The 15,815-nt window shown below is 58.6% G+C and carries 14 protein-coding genes; 13 read left to right on the top strand and 1 reads right to left on the bottom strand.

The genetic code is table 11. The features are described 5' to 3' along the window. Positions 1-39 precede the first annotated feature (39 nt). The 4 genes from fhuC (at position 40) to AC2CGI_RS16505 (ending at position 4,195) form a co-directional block, all read left to right on the top strand. Positions 40-837 carry a Fe3+-hydroxamate ABC transporter ATP-binding protein FhuC gene (gene fhuC / locus AC2CGI_RS16520; protein WP_076740979.1) on the top strand — a complete coding sequence of 266 codons (798 nt, stop codon included), beginning with the start codon at positions 40-42 and terminating at the stop codon, positions 835-837. Beyond that, complete coding sequence (gene fhuD, locus AC2CGI_RS16515) at positions 837-1,745, top strand: Fe(3+)-hydroxamate ABC transporter substrate-binding protein FhuD (protein ID WP_076740978.1); 909 nt, start codon at positions 837-839, stop codon at positions 1,743-1,745. Before fhuC ends, fhuD begins: the two co-directional genes overlap by 1 nt. Beyond that, positions 1,742-3,730 carry a Fe(3+)-hydroxamate ABC transporter permease FhuB gene (fhuB, locus tag AC2CGI_RS16510; RefSeq protein WP_076740977.1) on the top strand — a complete coding sequence of 663 codons (1,989 nt, stop codon included), beginning with the start codon at positions 1,742-1,744 and terminating at the stop codon, positions 3,728-3,730. The genes fhuD and fhuB overlap by 4 nt, the downstream gene beginning before the upstream one ends. A gap of 312 nt (positions 3,731-4,042) precedes the next feature. After that, positions 4,043-4,195, top strand: coding sequence for a Hok/Gef family protein (locus tag AC2CGI_RS16505; protein ID WP_004937610.1), 153 nt, complete (start codon positions 4,043-4,045; stop codon positions 4,193-4,195). Between the two features lie 124 nt (positions 4,196-4,319). On the opposite strand, the gene metK is transcribed toward AC2CGI_RS16505, so the two are convergent. After that, positions 4,320-5,474: a methionine adenosyltransferase gene (metK, locus tag AC2CGI_RS16500; RefSeq protein ID WP_004937596.1), complete on the bottom strand. Its 1,155-nt coding sequence runs from the start codon at positions 5,472-5,474 to the stop codon at positions 4,320-4,322. A 530-nt stretch (positions 5,475-6,004) separates the two neighbouring features. Here metK and AC2CGI_RS16495 point away from each other — a divergent pair. The 9 genes from AC2CGI_RS16495 to AC2CGI_RS16455 all read left to right on the top strand — a co-directional run bounded on the left by AC2CGI_RS16495 (position 6,005) and on the right by AC2CGI_RS16455 (position 15,740). Continuing rightward, positions 6,005-6,148: a hypothetical protein gene (locus tag AC2CGI_RS16495; RefSeq protein WP_482822422.1), complete on the top strand. Its 144-nt coding sequence runs from the start codon at positions 6,005-6,007 to the stop codon at positions 6,146-6,148. Between the two features lie 234 nt (positions 6,149-6,382). Then, complete coding sequence (gene speA, locus AC2CGI_RS16490; RefSeq protein ID WP_004937600.1) at positions 6,383-8,359, top strand: biosynthetic arginine decarboxylase; 1,977 nt, start codon at positions 6,383-6,385, stop codon at positions 8,357-8,359. 841 nt (positions 8,360-9,200) lie between these two features. Next, positions 9,201-9,695 carry a fimbrial protein gene (locus AC2CGI_RS16485; RefSeq protein WP_076740976.1) on the top strand — a complete coding sequence of 165 codons (495 nt, stop codon included), beginning with the start codon at positions 9,201-9,203 and terminating at the stop codon, positions 9,693-9,695. A gap of 115 nt (positions 9,696-9,810) precedes the next feature. Next, positions 9,811-10,323 carry a fimbrial protein gene (locus AC2CGI_RS16480; RefSeq protein ID WP_076740975.1) on the top strand — a complete coding sequence of 171 codons (513 nt, stop codon included), beginning with the start codon at positions 9,811-9,813 and terminating at the stop codon, positions 10,321-10,323. Positions 10,324-10,451: 128 nt separating this feature from the next. Continuing rightward, positions 10,452-11,126: a fimbrial biogenesis chaperone gene (locus AC2CGI_RS16475; protein ID WP_076740974.1), complete on the top strand. Its 675-nt coding sequence runs from the start codon at positions 10,452-10,454 to the stop codon at positions 11,124-11,126. A 47-nt stretch (positions 11,127-11,173) separates the two neighbouring features. Then, complete coding sequence (locus AC2CGI_RS16470; RefSeq protein WP_076740973.1) at positions 11,174-13,702, top strand: fimbria/pilus outer membrane usher protein; 2,529 nt, start codon at positions 11,174-11,176, stop codon at positions 13,700-13,702. A gap of 10 nt (positions 13,703-13,712) precedes the next feature. Then, complete coding sequence (locus tag AC2CGI_RS16465) at positions 13,713-14,633, top strand: fimbrial protein (RefSeq protein WP_080497845.1); 921 nt, start codon at positions 13,713-13,715, stop codon at positions 14,631-14,633. Between the two features lie 11 nt (positions 14,634-14,644). Further along, positions 14,645-15,184 (top strand): fimbrial protein, encoded by a 540-nt coding sequence (locus AC2CGI_RS16460; protein WP_076740971.1) that lies wholly within the window; start codon positions 14,645-14,647, stop codon positions 15,182-15,184. 40 nt (positions 15,185-15,224) lie between these two features. Continuing rightward, positions 15,225-15,740, top strand: a complete 516-nt coding sequence (locus tag AC2CGI_RS16455) for a fimbrial protein (protein WP_076740970.1) — start codon at positions 15,225-15,227, stop codon at positions 15,738-15,740. Positions 15,741-15,815 lie beyond the last annotated feature (75 nt).

Raw genomic sequence — 15,815 nt, 5'->3', positions numbered from 1 at the left:
CCGGGGCGGCACCGCGTCGCCCCGGACAAAGCAGGATCTATGCAGGACAAACTTCTTAATCCCGGCGCGACCTTCGCGCTGGATAACGCCAGTTTCGCCGTCCCCGGCCGGGTGCTGCTGCAACCGCTGTCGCTCAGTTTTCCCCAGGGCAAAGTCTGCGGCCTGATCGGCCATAACGGTTCCGGTAAATCCACCCTGTTGAAACTGCTCGGGCGGCACCATGCGCCCAGCGGCGGCCAGGTCTTGCTCAATCGGCAGCCGTTGGCGCAGTGGGACAGCAAATCCTTCGCCCGCCAGGTGGCCTACCTGCCGCAGCAGTTGCCGGCGGCGGAAGGCATGACGGTGCGCGAGCTGGTGGCCGTCGGCCGTTATCCGTGGCATGGCGCGCTGGGGCGTTTTGGCGCCAACGATCGTCAACAGGTGGAAGAGGCCATCGCGCTGGTGGGCTTGAGGCCGTTCGCCAACCGGCTGGTGGACAGCCTGTCCGGCGGCGAGCGCCAACGCGCCTGGCTGGCGATGATGGTGGCGCAGGACAGCCGCTGCCTGCTGCTCGACGAGCCGACTTCGGCGCTGGATATCGCGCACCAGGTCGAGGTGCTGGCGCTGATCCAGCGCTTGAGCCGCGAACGCGATCTCACGGTGATCGCCGTACTGCACGACATCAACATGGCGGCGCGCTACTGCGACCATTTGGTGGCGCTGCGCGGCGGTGAAATGATCGCCCAGGGCGGCCCGCTGGAGCTGATGCAGGGGCCGGTGCTGGAGCAAATTTACGGTATTCCTATGGGCACGTTGCCGCATCCGAGCGGCGGCGCGCCGGTGAGTTTTGTCTACTGATGTCCTCTGCATTCACTTCTTCTCACGATCCGCTGCGCCGCCGTTTGTTGATGGCGCTCGCGCTGTCGCCGCTGTTGGGTTCGTTGCCCGGCCGAGCGGCGGATGCGCCGCCGGATATCGCGCGCGTTGCGGCGCTGGAATGGCTGCCGATCGAGCTGCTGTTGGCATTGGGCGTGACGCCGCTGGCGGTGGCCGATGTGCATAACTATAACCTGTGGGTGGCGGAGCCAAAGCTGCCGGCGACGGTGGTCGACGTCGGCCAGCGTACCGAACCGAACCTCGAACTGCTGCAGCAGCTTCGGCCTTCGCTGGTGTTGTTGTCGCAAGGCTATGGCCCAACGCCGCGCAAAATCCAACCCATCGCGCCAACCATGAGCTTCGGCTTCAACGACGGCAGCGGCAAACCGCTGACCGTCGCCCGCCAGTCGCTGCTGGCGCTGGGCCAGCGGTTGGGCATAGAAAGCCGGGCGGTAAACCACCTGGCGCAGTTCGACAGCTTTATGCAGGACGCGCGTCAGCGCCTGCAAAGCTACACCCGGCAACCGCTGCTGTTGTTTTCGCTGATCGACACGCGCCATGCGCTGATCATCGGCCAGAAAAGTCTGTTCCAGGAAGCGATGGATCAACTCGGCATTCGCAATGCCTGGCAGGAGCCAACCGATTTTTGGGGCACGGCGGTGGTGGGGATTGAACGATTGGCCACGGTGCGTAACGCCCGGGTCATTTATCTCGATCACGGCAATCAGGCGATGATGGACAAGGTCAGCGCGACGCCGCTGTGGCAGTCGTTGCCCTTCGTGCGGCAAAACCAGCTGCGGCAGGTGCCGGCGGTGTGGTTCTATGGCGCTACGCTGTCGACGATGCGGTTTTGCCGCCTGTTGGCGCAGGTTCAGGAGAGTACGTCATGAATGCGGGCATCCGGAAATTGCCGCTGACGCTGATCTTGCTGTTGCTGGCGGCGGCAGGCGGTTTGACGATATATAACCTGGTGCAGCAGCTGCCGCCGGCGCAATGGGTGTGGGCGCTCAGCGCGCCGGACATCGACGACGTGCGGCAAATGCTGTTCCATTACAGCCTGCTGCCGCGGTTGACGGTGTCGCTGTTGGCCGGCGCCGGTCTGGGGTTGGTTGGCGTGCTGTTCCAGCAGGTGTTGCGCAATCCGTTGGCGGAACCGTCGACGCTCGGCGTGGCCGCCGGCGCGCAGCTCGGCCTGACCATCGCCACGCTGTGGGTGCTGCCGGGGGGCGAGTTCACCCGCCAGTTGGCCGCTATGGTGGGGGCGATTGTGGTGGGCGGGCTGGTGTTCGGCGTCGCCTGGGGCAAGCGGATGTCGCCGGTGACGCTGATTCTGGCCGGGCTGGTGCTGGGACTTTACTGCGGCGCGGTCAACAGCCTGCTGGCGCTGTTTCATTACGATCAACTGCAGGGCATGTTCCTGTGGGGCACCGGCGCGCTGAACCAACAGGACTGGAGCGCGGTGCAGTTCCTCCTGCCGCGTTTGCTGGTGGCCGGTGCGCTGGCGGCGCTATTGCTGCGCCCGCTGACGCTGCTGGGGCTGGACGACGGCGTGGCGCGCAACCTGGGGTTGGGGCTGTCGATGGCGCGCTTCTGCGCCCTGGGGCTGGCCATCATCTTCAGCGCCATGTTGGTGAGCGCCGTGGGCGTTATCGGCTTTATCGGCCTGTTTGCGCCGCTGATGGCGAAGATGCTGGGCGCGCGCCGTCTGGCGCACCGCATGATGCTGGCGCCGTTGCTGGGGGCGCTGTTGCTGTGGCTGACCGATCAGGTGATGCTCGGGGTGACGCAGGTGTGGCGCGAGATCCCGACCGGTGCGGCCACCGCGCTGTTCGGCGCGCCGCTGCTGCTGTGGCTGTTGCCGCGTTTGCGCAGCGCCGCCACGCCGCCGCCGATGAACCTGGGCGATAAGGTGCCTGCCGAGCGCGGGAATCTGCCCGGCTGGATCCTGCTGGGTGGCCTCGTATTGCTGATCGGCCTGACGCTGGCGCTGATGCTGGGTAAAAATGCCGGCGGCTGGCACTGGAGCCTGGGGGCGGAGCTGGACGCCTTGCTGCCGTGGCGCTGGCCGCGGGTGCTGTCGGCGTTGGCCGCGGGCATGATGCTGGCGGTCGCCGGCACGCTGATTCAGAAACTGACCGGCAACCCGATGGCCAGCCCGGAAGTGTTGGGCATCAGTTCCGGCGCCGCTTTTGGCGTCGTGATGATGTTGTTTATGGTGCCGGGCGACGCCTTCGTTTGGCTGCTGCCCGCCGGCAGTCTGGGGGCGGCCGTTACGCTGCTGATCATCATGATCGCCGCAGGCCGCGGCGGTTTCTCGACGGAACGCATGCTGCTCGCCGGTATCGCGCTCAGCACCGCCTTTACCACCGTCATCTTCCTGCTGTTGGCCAGCGGCGATCCGCGTATGGGGGGCTTGCTGACCTGGCTCTCTGGCTCGACCTATTCGGTGGAGCCGGCGCAGGCGCTGCGCACCGCGCTGGTGGCCGCCGGCCTGATGATATTGGCGCCGCTGTGCCGTCGCTGGCTGACCATCCTGCCGCTCGGCGGAGCCACCGCCCGTTCGGTGGGGATTGCGCTGACGCCTGCGCGATTGACCATCCTGTTGTTAGCCGCCACGATGACCGCCATGGCGACCCTGACCGTGGGGCCGCTGAGCTTTGTCGGACTGATGGCGCCGCATATGGCGCGCATGCTGGGCTTCCGCCGCGCGCTGCCGCAGATGGTGATCGCCGCGCTGTTGGGTGGCTTGCTGATGGTGTTTGCCGACTGGTGCGGGCGGATGCTGCTGTTCCCGTATCAGATCCCCGCCGGGTTACTGGCGACCTTTATCGGCGCGCCGTACTTCGTTTATCTGTTGCGTAAGCAGACGTCGTAATCGGCATCTCGGCCGTGCTTTTTCTGCCATCAAAGGCTCAGCGTCGCTGAGCCTTTTTTTATTTTTCATGGTGTTGTAAGGCGCTGCGAGCGGTCGCGCAAAAATGATATTGGGGGCGAAAAGGAACACGAGGCGTGGTGGTGAGATGAATATACTGCGGGCGGGTGCTCTGGATCTTTGTCTCTGGAGCCCGAGCGAAAGATACAAAGAGAAAAGCCCCGAGTCGATATTCATCAACCCGAGGCCTACTCTAACGCATCACAACGTTAAGTTAGTCTCTTACCCGCCGCGAGGCAAGGAGAAGAAGGCATGATGCCGAACAAACGGAGCCTGTTAAAATTGGTGGTTATTTGTGCCACAGTAATATCACTGGCATGGATAACCCGCAGCACGCTGTGTGAGCTGCGGATCCGATCGGGCACTACGGAGGTTGCGGCCATTTTGGCTTACGAATCCGAACGGTAAGGCAACCCGGCGGCGGGGGCGGTGCCTCCGCTTGCTGGCAGTCGATGCGTTGATCCGGGAGCACCCATCCGCTCAAAAAAAACGGCGAGCCTTGGCTCGCCGTTTTTCATGTTGATGTCGGGGCTTATTTCAGGCCGGCGGCATCGCGCAGCAGCTCAGCTTTGTCGGTCGCTTCCCACGGGAAGTGCTCGCGGCCGAAGTGGCCGTAGGCGGCGGTTTCGCGGTAGATCGGCTGCAGCAGATCCATCATCTGGATCAGGCCGTATGGGCGCAGATCGAAGAATTCGCGCACCAGCAGCGTCAGCTGTTCGGTTGGCACTTTCTCGGTACCGAAGGTTTCCACCATGATGGAAGTCGGTTCCGCTACGCCGATAGCGTAAGACACCTGGATCTCGCAGCGATCGGCCAGGCCGGCGGCGACGATGTTTTTCGCCACGTAGCGCGCCGCGTAAGCCGCGGAACGGTCAACCTTGGACGGATCCTTACCGGAGAAGGCGCCGCCGCCGTGGCGAGCCATGCCGCCGTAGGTGTCGACGATGATTTTACGGCCGGTCAGGCCGCAGTCGCCCATCGGGCCGCCGATAACGAAACGGCCGGTCGGGTTGATGTGGTATTTGGTGCCCGCCGTCAGCCATTCCGCCGGCAGTACCGGCTTGATGATCTCTTCCATCACCGCTTCTTGCAGATCTTTCAGCGCGATGTCTTCGGAATGCTGGGTGGACAGAACGACGGCGTCGATGCCGACGATTTTGCCGTCGTCGTATTGGAAGGTCACCTGGCTCTTCGCGTCCGGGCGCAGCCACGGCAGGGTGCCGTTTTTACGCACTTCGGACTGGCGCTGCACCAGACGGTGTGCGTAGGTAACCGGAGCCGGCATCAGCACGTCGGTTTCGTTGGTGGCGTAGCCAAACATCAAGCCCTGATCGCCGGCGCCCTGCTCGAGAGGATCGGTACGGTCAACGCCCTGATTGATATCCGGGGATTGCTTGCCGATAGCGCTCAATACTGCGCAGGAGTTGGCGTCAAAGCCCATGTCCGAATGAACGTAGCCGATCTCGCGCACGGTCTTGCGGGTGATCTCTTCGATATCGACCCAGGCGCTGGTGGTGATTTCACCGCCGACCAGGACCATGCCGGTTTTCACGTAGGTTTCGCAGGCGACGCGCGCCTTCGGATCTTGTTCCAGGATGGCGTCGAGGACGGCATCGGAGATCTGGTCGGCGATTTTATCTGGATGTCCTTCGGAGACGGATTCGGACGTGAAGAGGTGTTTAGCCATTGTGTTCTTTACCTTGCATAAGACGGGTTAGAAATTACTGCACAGCGCTGGAGATCCGGCATCGAAGCGAAGGGTCTTCCGCTGATGGCGCGAGATGCATCCTGCAACGCCCCTCAGGCAAAGCCGTTAAGCAGTTTATCAGTTAACCAGTATAGATGGATTAACATCTGGACGTCTATTTTAGGTCAGGGTTTAGCCAGATTGCCAGTAATTTTTTGCGCTTTCGCTCTTTTGCGCAAACGGGTTGGCGCCATTTTCATCGCTTGAAACAGTTTTCGGCGAATTTTCATTTTGCTTTTTCACCTGCTTACCGGTATAAACTGCGCGCGCGGTTCATTTGCTGCACAGTACGGCGGTCTGGCGTGGGGGAAGGTACGATAAACTTCCGCTTTGCATTCGCCGGCATTGCGCTATTATCCGTCGCGGGCGTTCGCCATGGCGCCGCCGCTTCATCGAACGGTCACGTTCTTACACTATTTTAGAGGCTGGGTCGTTCACTCCGAACGGCGCGCGTGGAGGTGGTTGGATTAATGATCCGTTGTCTACCGGTTGTTGGTTCCCAACAGCAGTGCCGTTCTGGCGCATATTCTTCTGCTATTTCCCGTCTTGTCTCTCTGTCACTTACCAGGTGCGATAAACACTTGGCCGCTACTCAGGATTCTCGGGCCGGCTAACGGTCGTCTGAAGAACTGAACAAGGGTAGCCTGCAGCCTTCCTGTGGGATGTTTCTTGGCCCGATTCACGAGGTTTGAACAGGGTGTCTTACAATTATATGAGTGATAAACCGATCGCTGACCGCGAACGGCAGTTCTCTTCGCTGCCGCCGGCGCGGCTTGTTGGGTTGTTCTCGCGGGTTGTAGCTGCGATAGTGGCTGGCGGTTTCGTCAGTACGGAATGTGAGGCGAACCATGTCTGATGATCTGTTGATTCACCGTCCGCCGGTTGCGGGCGAGTCTTTATCTTTGCGCTCCATGCAGGAGGTTGCCATGAATGATCGTAATGCCAGCAAGATGCTGCGTACTTATAACGTCGCCTACTGGGGCAACAATTACTATGACGTCAACGAGCTGGGCCATATCAGCGTGTGCCCGGATCCGGATGTCCCGCAGGCACGCGTCGATCTGGCAGAACTGGTGAAAACGCGCCAGCAAGACGGCCAACGTCTGCCGGCGCTGTTCTGCTTCCCGCAGATCCTTCAGCATCGCCTGCGTTCGATCAACGCCGCGTTCAAACGCGCGCGCGAGTCCTTCGGTTACCAGGGCGGCTATTTCCTGGTGTATCCGATCAAGGTGAACCAACATCGCCGTGTGATTGAATCGCTGGTGAATTCCGGCGAACCGCTGGGGCTGGAAGCCGGCTCCAAGGCCGAGCTGATGGCGGTGCTGGCGCATGCCGGCATGACCCGCTCGGTGATCGTCTGTAACGGTTATAAAGATCGTGAATACATTCGCCTGGCGCTGATCGGGGAAAAACTGGGGCACAAGGTGTACCTGGTGATCGAAAAGATGTCCGAGATCAACCTGGTGCTGGAAGAAGCCGAACGCTTGAACGTCATACCGCGCCTGGGCGTGCGTGCGCGTCTGGCGTCGCAAGGCTCCGGCAAATGGCAGTCGAGCGGCGGCGAAAAGTCCAAATTCGGTCTGGCGGCGGTGCAGGTGCTGAAGCTGGTGGAGACCCTGCGCGAAGCGGGCCGTCTCGACAGCCTGCAGTTGCTGCACTTCCACCTGGGCTCGCAGCTGGCCAACATTCGCGATATCGCCACCGGCGTGCGCGAATCGGCGCGCTTCTACGTTGAGCTGCACAAGCTGGGCGTCAACATTCAGTGCTTCGACGTGGGCGGCGGTTTGGGCGTCGACTACGAAGGCACCCGCTCGCAGTCCGATTGCTCGGTCAACTACGGCCTGAACGAATACGCCAACAACGTGATTTGGGGCATCGGCGACGCCTGTAACGAACACGGCCTGCCGCACCCGACGGTGATCACCGAGTCCGGCCGCGCCGTGACCGCGCACCACACGGTGCTGGTCTCCAATGTGATCGGCGTAGAGCGCAACGAATTCAGCGAACCGCAGCCGCCGGAAGCCGACGCGCCGCGCGCGCTGGAAAGCATGTGGGAAACCTGGCTGGAAATGAACGAGCCGGAGAACCGCCGCTCGCTGCGTGAATGGCTGCACGACAGCCAGATGGATCTGCACGATGTGCATACCCAATATGCGCACGGCATGCTGGACCTGACCAAGCGCGCCTGGGCCGAGCAGCTGTATCTGAACATCTGCAACAAGATCCAGCAGCAGCTCGATCCGAGCAACCGCGCGCACCGCCCGATCATCGACGAATTGCAAGAGCGCATGGCGGACAAGTTCTACGTCAACTTCTCGCTGTTCCAGTCGATGCCGGATGCCTGGGGTATCGATCAACTGTTTCCGGTGCTGCCGCTGGAAGGGCTGGATAAGCCGCCGGAAGGCCGTGCGGTGCTGCTCGACATCACCTGCGATTCCGACGGCACCATCGACCATTACGTCGACGGCGACGGCGTGGCGACCACCATGCCGATGCCGCCGTACGATCCGGAGAACCCGCCGGCGCTGGGCTTCTTCATGGTCGGTGCGTATCAGGAGATCCTCGGCAACATGCACAACCTGTTCGGCGACACCGCCTCGGTTGACGTGTACGTGTTCCCGGACGGCAGCGTCGAGACCGAATTGTCCGACGAGGGCGACACCGTGGCGGACATGCTGGAGTACGTGCAGCTCGATCCGAGCGCGCTGCTGTCCAAATTCCGCGATCAGGTCAAAGAAACCGATCTGGACAGCGAGCTGCAGGCGCAGTTCCTGGAAGAGTTTGAAGCCGGCCTGTACGGTTACACGTATCTGGAAGACGAGTAATGAAGTGAAGAAAGGCCGGGCGGCTTAAGGACGCCCGGCCTTTTCTTTTTTGTCGAACGACTAAGTTTTCGATGGCGTACAGGTTGCAGGCAGCCATGCTGCCGTTCGAACGGCGGCGCAGGGCGTACTTAACATTACCGGGCTTTTGCCGCCCTGATGCAACGCCCAACTCTGCAGTGGTGAGTTCAACGCGTTACGAAAAGTATGTTTTCTTTCATCCATCTTCTTTATTGAATGCATCCTATATTATAAATCCATTTACTAAATACAAGAAGTTTCTGAAATTAACCTTTTCATTCACTAATTAGATCTTTAGATTAGAAAGTATAACCAGTATTAGTTATTTTTGTTCATTATAAATGAGATAATTGATCAGTTTCTCTTTCATTTTACCTCTTTTTCTTGATGGGTTTGAATTTTTAATCAAGTATCTATATGGTTTTGTCTTTCTGAGAGCGGTGGGTAATCTCTTTGTTTTATAATGGATTATATTTTATTTTTATATTTTATATTCCTGTGAACAGGGCACTATTCTGATTTTTTAAAAAAACAAAATCATTAATTATGAATTATGGTTATGTTTTTTTGTTCCGTTTCTCTTTGTGGTTGAATTAATGTTTTTAAATGACTTATTATCCTTGGTGGGTTTCTGATTACTAATGACCTTCCTTAGGTTTTATAAAGCCGATGCAATGCATGGTGCCCGTATTTTTCGTGCATATGCACAATATATTGGCATCGGTAATAGCGACGCGCAGTAAGCGTGGTGTTCATGCCACGGTCAATGGATGTATGTATGTCGATATATAACTTAGTAGTTTAAATAATATAAGGGAATTATATGAAAAAATATCTGGTAGCGTCTGCACTGGCCTGTACGGTGCTCTCTTCTTCTGCATTTTCCGCTGATGGTGTGATTAATTTCACCGGTAAAATTGTCGATAACGCCTGTGTGGTAAACCCGACGCTGAATGTACAGATGGGCGATGTGGCGGCGGCTGCGTTTAAAAATGTGGGTGATGAGTCCGGCGCCCGGAACTTTGAACTGGAGTTGAAAGACTGCCCGGCCAATCTGGAGGCTAAAGTGATGCTGGAAGGCGCGGCGGATGCCAGCAACCCGGATTTGTTCAAACTTGATGAAGCCGGCGCAACCGGCCTGGCCTTGCGTATTGAGGGGCCGGAAGGGAAAAACGTTTTCCCGGGTAGTACCACGGCGCACATCAAGTTGTTCGAAGGGAATAATTTAGTGCCATTCATTGCGGCTTATAAATCGACGGATAAAGTCACCGCCGGTGATGCTAATGCCACTATCCAATTTAGCGTTTTATATAATTAATTTATTTGTCAGGGCGTCAGTTACCGGCGGAAATCCGCTTTCGCCGGTAATTAGCCAATTTCTCACTGGGTGGAAGGCTTTTCAGGTGAGATGAGTATTTGTTTAGGGGACTTCGATGAAAAAGTATCTGGTTACTTCTGTGTTGGCGTGTACGGCGCTCTGCTCCTCTGCGTTTGCGGCAGATGGCGCGATTAACGTTACTGGCAAAATTGTTGATAACGCCTGTGTGGTGAGCCCAACTCTGGATGTGCGTCTGGGAGACACGGCTGCGGCTGATTTTGAACACGTGGGAGATTGGGGTTATGCAGAAGAGTTCTTCTTGGAGCTTAAAGATTGTCCGGCAAATATCAAGGCGGCTACTGTACAGCTGGATGGCGAGGCAGATTCCAATAATAAAAATCTATTCCAACTTATCTCTGGCGGCGCCACTGGTGTAGCTTTAGAACTTATTGCAATAAGTGGGAGTGGTTGGGGAAAACAGCCGATTGTGCCTGGTGGTACTTCGGAGGAATTTTCGCTGAATGAGGGTGAGAATCGTCTGTCTTTTGCGGCACGTTACAGATCAACAGATAAAGTCACCGCCGGTGATGCTAATGCCACTATCCAATTCAGTGTTTTATATAATTAATTTATATGCCTGAATTGCTATTTGCCGGCGAGGCTGTATTTAGCCGGCTATTAGTTTTGCTTCAATCATATTGCAGCAGTTATTGCTCTAAAGCGTTTCAGTAAAAAACATCAAGGGAATGACACATAATGAAACCAGTCTATATTGCGCTTTGTGCCGCACTGTTAATCAACAGTTTTCAGGCCGCTGCCGGTGTGGTGATCGGCGGCACCCGGCTGGTGTATCCCGGCGGCAAGAAAGAAGCGACCATCACGGTGAAAAATCCGGACGATATTCCTTATCTGGTGCAATCGTGGGTCAACGCCGATCTGGAAGGCAACGTCAAGGCGCCGTTCCTGGTCACGCCGCCGCTGTTTCGTTTGAATGGCGGCAAAGAGAATACGCTGCGGGTGGTGAAAACCGCTCAGGCGCTGCCGGAAGATCGCGAGTCGGTATTCTGGTTCAGCGTCAAGACCGTGCCGCCGGAGGCGGAAGGCAAGGGCAACCATCTGCAAATCGCGGTGCGCACCCGCATCAAACTGTTCTATCGCCCGGCGTCGCTGGCCGGCTCGCCGGAAGAAGCGGCGAGCAAAGTACGCTGGGAGCGCAGCGGCAATACGCTGAAAGCGATCAATGATTCCCCCTACTACCTGAGTTTCTCCACGGTCTCGGTCGCTGGTGAAAAGATCAAAGAGCCGCAGATGGTGGCGCCGTTCGCCACGCTGGCCTATACCTTGCCGCCTTCAGCCACCGGCAAACAGGTGAGCTGGCAGGTGATCAACGACTACGGCGGCCTGAGCGCGCAGCACCAACAAGCGTTGTGATGGCGCGGTTGATAACCAGGGGCGCGGTGTGAACAGGGATGTGGAACATGAACAGCAAAACAGCGCGTCGCCAATCTGGGCGGCGCGGCGAATATCGGCTGACGCCGTTGGCCTGGCAACTTGCCGGCCTGCTGATGTACAGCGGTGTGGCACAGGCGGAATACCGTTTTAGCTCTGCTTTATTGCAGATAGGCAATACGCCGCAAACCGAAGTGGACCTGGCGCTGTTCAGCGATGAGGAGAAACAGCCGCCGGGAGAGTATCGCGTTGATCTGTTCCTCAACGAGCAGCGGCTGGATACCCGCACGCTGGCCTTTTCTCTGCAGCCGGATGAGCAGGGCAAAGAGCGTCTTCAACCCTGCCTGCAGTGGGAGGATCTGAAGGGCTTTGGCGTGGATCTGGCCGCCTTTCCCGCGCTGCAGCCCTCCGAGGCGTGCATCAACTTGCCGCAGGCCATTCCCAGCGCCAGAACGGAACTGCTGTTCGAGCAACAGCAGTTGAAGCTGAGCATCCCGCAGGCGGCGTTAAAACGCCAGGCGCGCGGCTATGTGCCGCCAGAGCAGTGGGACAGCGGCATTCCGGCGTTGCTGAGCAACTATACCCTGCGTGGGGCGCGCGATCGCAGCCGTCAGGGCGGCGGCAATGAAAGCAGCTATTTCGTCAATTTGCGCAATGGCGCCAACTGGGGAGCCTGGCGGTTGCGCCACGACGGCGTGTGGAACCGGAACGGCCAGGGAGAGGCGCACTGGCGCACCCTGAACAGCTATGTACAGCGGGACATCACCCCGCTGAACGGGCTGTTGACGCTGGGCGATGCCACCACGCCGGGCGATATCTTCGATTCGCTGCCGCTGCGCGGCGTGCAGCTGGCTTCGGTGGAGGAGATGTACCCGGACAGCCTGCGCGGCTACTCGCCGGTGGTGCGCGGCATCGCCAAAAGCAACGCGGAGGTGATCATTCGCCAGAACGGCGTGGTGGTCGATCAGCGCTATGTGCCGCCAGGCGCCTTTGAAATCAGCGACCTGTATGCGGTTTCCGGCAGCGGCGATCTGGATGTCATCATCAAAGAAAGCGACGGTACGGAACAGCGCCTGCTGGTGCCGTTTGCTTCGCTGCCGGTGCTGCAGCGCGAAGGGCGGCTCAGCTACGGCCTGGCCGCAGGGCAATACCGTGCGCAGGACGCGAGCGCCGATGACGAGAAGTTTATGCAGGGCACGCTGATCTACGGCCTGCCGCTCGGCGCCACGCTGTATGGCGGTGGCCAATGGGCCAATCGTTACCGTTCGCTGGCGCTGGGCGTGGGGCAAAACCTGGGCCGCGCCGGCGCGTTGTCGCTGGATATGACGCAAAGCTGGGTCCGGCGGCCGGAAGAGGCCGTTCAGAGGGACGGTCGGCAGGGCAAAATGTGGCGTCTGCGCTATGAAAAAAGCTTCCCGCTCACCGGCACCCAGCTGAGTATGGCCGGTTATCGCCATGCCAGTGAGAGCTACACCACGTTGCAACAGGCGATGCAATCCCGCGAAAGCACAGGCAACAGCGCTACCCGCAGCCGTAAAGAACTGTCGCTGCAGCAGGAGTTGGGGCCGCTGCCAGGCTCGCTGTCCCTGAGCCTGGCGGAAGATCGGCGCTGGGGAGAACAAGGCAAGCGCCAGTCCGTCAGCCTGGGCTACAACGGCAGCATCAAAGGAGTGAGTTATGGCCTTAACTACAGCCAGAACCAGAGTTATCAGGCCCAGACCGATCGCGTCGTGGCGCTGAATGTCAGCATTCCACTGAACCTGTGGGCACACAACACCTGGGCCGGTTACGGCATCAGCAATAGCAACAACGGCAAAACGTTGCAGACGCTGGGGCTGAACGGCACCGCGCTGGAAGGCGATAACCTGAACTGGGGGCTGACCGGCGGCTATGGCAATCAGGGGGAGGGCGAGAACGGCAATCTGGCGCTGGGCTATCGCGGCAGCAAGGCGTTGCTTGGCGCCGGGCTGAGCAACGATGGGCAGCGCCAGCGGCTGAATTACGACATTCAGGGCGGGGTGTTGCTGCATGCCGGCGGGGTGACGCTGTCGCAACCGCTTAACGATACGGTGGCGCTGGTGCGCGCGCCGGGTGCCGGCGGGGTCAGCGTGGTGAATCAGGTGGGGGTGAAAACCGATAGCCGCGGCTATGCGGTGGTGCCTTATCTCTCTGCCTATCGCCAGAATGCGATCGCGCTGGATCCGACCACCCTGGCGGACAACGTGGAGCTGGGGCTGACCAGCCAGACGGTGATCCCAACCCGTGGCGCGGTGGTGCTGGCGGATTATCAAACCAAGGTAGGCGCACGGATGATGATGACGCTGACGCGCGCCGATGGCCGGCCGGTGCCGTTCGGTGCGATTGCCAGGCTGACGGGCGCAGGCGGTGACGGCAGCATTGTCGGCGACGGCGGGCAGCTGTTCCTGGCCGGCATGCCGGCCAACGGCATGCTGCACGTGCAGTGGGGCAAACAACCGGACCAGCAATGCCAGGTCGTCTACAGCCTGCCGGAAACGGCCGGCCCGGAGATCCCAGAGATAGCGGCAGAGTGTCGTTAAGGAGCAAAGGATGAAAGCGGGAGTATGGATGCTCGGCCTGTGCGGGCTGTGGGCGGCGGGCGGCGCCTGGGGAGCGGAATGTCCGCCGGCCGGCAACCCGGAACGGCTGCTGTTCGACATTCCGGCGCAGACGTTGCAACGCGATCTGCCGGTCGGCAGCGTGGTGTGGCAGGGCACGCGCCAGGTGCAGCAAGCCGCGTCGCTGGCGCCCTGTGCGGGAGCGGAAGACGCACGTCTCAACCTGTTGGGCAGTGATAGCGGGTTGAAAAGCGGCAACAGCGCGGTCTACGGCACCACGATCAGTGGGCTGGGTTATGCGCTGGATACCGACGCCGCCTTCAGCGAGGGTTGGCCGGCGAGCGGCGCCCTTGCCGCCGGAAAACGGCAAATCAGCCTGCGGCTGGTGGTGACCGGGCCGCTGGCCTCCGGCGTGTTGGCGACGGAAACCCTGGCCCGCCGCACGCTCAACGGCCAGCCGGTGCTGGATATCGCCTTGCAAAAGCCGGTTGCCATCACCCGGCTGGCCTGTGAGCTGCAGGGCGGCCGCCACCGCACGGTGGCGTTGGGCGAGGTGGCGCGCAGCGATTTTCGCGGCGTGGGCAGCACGCGCGGCGAACAGCCGTTCTTGCTGGATCTGGCCTGCGATGCCGGCGCCCGGGTCAATATTCAGTTCGATGGCATCGCTGCAGAGGATGACCTGCCCGGCGTGTTGGCGCTGGTTAACCCCGATGCGCAGGCCAGCGCGCGCGGCGTCGGGGTGCAGTTGCTCTACCGCGGCGTGCCGCTGACGCTGGGCGAACGGCTGCCGCTGGAAACGGCCTTACAGGGCCTGCGCAGCTACCCGTTCAGCGCCCGTTATTACCAAACGCAACCGCAGATCGCCGCCGGCGAGGCCAACGCGGTAGCAACCTTTAGCCTCACCTATCAATAAGGACGAAGATAATGATGAGAAAAATAGCACTGCCCCTGACGCTGCTCGGCGCCGCCATGCTGGCACCGCCGCTGCAGGCGGCGGATGGGAATATTAATATTACTGGCAGAGTGACAGAAAGCAGTTGCGTGCTGGATGCCAGGACAACGCGTAAAATAGATTTCGGCACCCGCCTTGTTAAAAGTACCAACGTTCAAATATATGGGGGTTTTTATATATACTTGGCTGATTGCCCCGATAGCATTAAGCAGGTGAAAGTTAGGTTCGAGGGAACACCGGCCGAGAGTAAAACAAAGCCTGGTAAAGTGTTTGCTATCGATAATATTAATGAGCCTGGTGCAGCAAAGAATGTTGGTTTCACTTTTTATGATATATACAGGGAAGGAGTCCCTGATTACGCTCTTGGTGTTAATGAAATCAGTCCATTGATAGATTTAAAAGAGGGGGAGGTAAATAGGTTTTCCTTTGGGTATGGATATACTACTGACGGTCTGATGCCCACGGCAGGGATTGCTCGATCACGGGTGCAGTTTAGTTTGATTTACCCTTGATATTATTACGTACCTCATTTTATTTACATAAGGAAAGATAATGAAAAATATCATCAAGGGATTGTTATTGGTCGGCTACGGGCTGTCTTTCTGCGCCTATGGTGCGGATGGAAGTGTAGATCTTGAACTGAAACTCGTTAATGATACCTGTAATTTGACATCAGATAGCAAAAATATGCAGGTGTTACTGGGGGACGTTTCTCGTACCGAACTAAAATCTATCGGCGCGGCCAGCAAGCCGGTTGAATTTACCATTAAAGTAACAGATTGTGCTCCGGATATAAGGGTCGATTTCAATATTCATGGTAATGCAGCTAACCGACATAAGGAGAGAAGAAATACTTTTGAATTAGATAGTGACTCTGTTGCATCAGGGGTTGGGGTACAGGTAGCCGTTGATGGTGGCGAATGGGAGTCGGAATACGCTTTTTTAGGCCGTGCTAACGCTGATGGTGCGATATCTAAGGTCTTTAAGGCTCGTTATATTGCCTTGGATGATAAGATAATCCCTGGCCGTGCTAATGCCGCTGTGCAGTTTAATCTGCTCTATCCATAACTAAACTACTCCACCCGACGCCCCCTGCGTCGGGTTTTTATATCATCAGAGTAAATAGGCTGTTATCCAGCAATA

This window comes from Serratia sp. LSHTC3 (genome assembly GCF_057197125.1).
The sequence above is the reverse complement of the archived record's forward strand: the minus strand, read 5'-3'. Positions and strand labels throughout refer to the sequence as shown.